This window comes from Vibrio sp. S12_S33, assembly GCF_963889785.1.
In the GTDB taxonomy this organism is placed as follows: Bacteria; Pseudomonadota; Gammaproteobacteria; order Enterobacterales; family Vibrionaceae; genus Vibrio; species Vibrio aestuarianus.
In genome coordinates this window covers 1-1,611 of sequence record NZ_CAWPQZ010000136.1, presented here as the reverse complement: position 1 = coordinate 1,611, position 1,611 = coordinate 1, and the positions used below count along the sequence as shown (strand labels likewise).

Sequence of the window (1,611 nt, the reverse complement as noted above, 5' to 3'; positions counted from 1 at the left end):
CAGTTTTGAAGTCAGTATTCATTGAGCCGGTCTTAGGACCAACAAAACTTTAATTGAAGAGTTTGATCATGGCTCAGATTGAACGCTGGCGGCAGGCCTAACACATGCAAGTCGAGCGGTAACATTTCAAAAGCTTGCTTTTGAAGATGACGAGCGGCGGACGGGTGAGTAATGCCTAGGAAATTGCCCTGATGTGGGGGATAACCATTGGAAACGATGGCTAATACCGCATAATGCCTACGGGCCAAAGAGGGGGACCTTCGGGCCTCTCGCGTCAGGATATGCCTAGGTGGGATTAGCTAGTTGGTGAGGTAATGGCTCACCAAGGCGACGATCCCTAGCTGGTCTGAGAGGATGATCAGCCACACTGGAACTGAGACACGGTCCAGACTCCTACGGGAGGCAGCAGTGGGGAATATTGCACAATGGGCGCAAGCCTGATGCAGCCATGCCGCGTGTATGAAGAAGGCCTTCGGGTTGTAAAGTACTTTCAGTTGTGAGGAAGGGGGTATCGTTAATAGCGGTATTCTTTGACGTTAGCGACAGAAGAAGCACCGGCTAACTCCGTGCCAGCAGCCGCGGTAATACGGAGGGTGCGAGCGTTAATCGGAATTACTGGGCGTAAAGCGCATGCAGGTGGTTCGTTAAGTCAGATGTGAAAGCCCGGGGCTCAACCTCGGAACTGCATTTGAAACTGGCGGACTAGAGTACTGTAGAGGGGGGTAGAATTTCAGGTGTAGCGGTGAAATGCGTAGAGATCTGAAGGAATACCGGTGGCGAAGGCGGCCCCCTGGACAGATACTGACACTCAGATGCGAAAGCGTGGGGAGCAAACAGGATTAGATACCCTGGTAGTCCACGCCGTAAACGATGTCTACTTGGAGGTTGTGGCCTTGAGCCGTGGCTTTCGGAGCTAACGCGTTAAGTAGACCGCCTGGGGAGTACGGTCGCAAGATTAAAACTCAAATGAATTGACGGGGGCCCGCACAAGCGGTGGAGCATGTGGTTTAATTCGATGCAACGCGAAGAACCTTACCTACTCTTGACATCCAGAGAATCCAGCGGAGACGCAGGAGTGCCTTCGGGAGCTCTGAGACAGGTGCTGCATGGCTGTCGTCAGCTCGTGTTGTGAAATGTTGGGTTAAGTCCCGCAACGAGCGCAACCCTTATCCTTGTTTGCCAGCGAGTAATGTCGGGAACTCCAGGGAGACTGCCGGTGATAAACCGGAGGAAGGTGGGGACGACGTCAAGTCATCATGGCCCTTACGAGTAGGGCTACACACGTGCTACAATGGCGCATACAGAGGGCAGCCAACTTGCGAAAGTGAGCGAATCCCAAAAAGTGCGTCGTAGTCCGGATTGGAGTCTGCAACTCGACTCCATGAAGTCGGAATCGCTAGTAATCGTGGATCAGAATGCCACGGTGAATACGTTCCCGGGCCTTGTACACACCGCCCGTCACACCATGGGAGTGGGCTGCAAAAGAAGTGGGTAGTTTAACCTTTCGGGGAGGACGCTCACCACTTTGTGGTTCATGACTGGGGTGAAGTCGTAACAAGGTAGCGCTAGGGGAACCTGGCGCTGGATCACCTCCTTATACGATGATTACAC

At 53.1% G+C, this 1,611-nt stretch carries 1 rRNA gene; it reads left to right on the top strand.

The window, feature by feature from the left end:
• Window positions 1-50: 50 nt before the first annotated feature.
• Window positions 51-1,597, top strand: a 16S ribosomal RNA gene (locus tag AACW06_RS19450).
• Window positions 1,598-1,611: the final 14 nt, after the last annotated feature.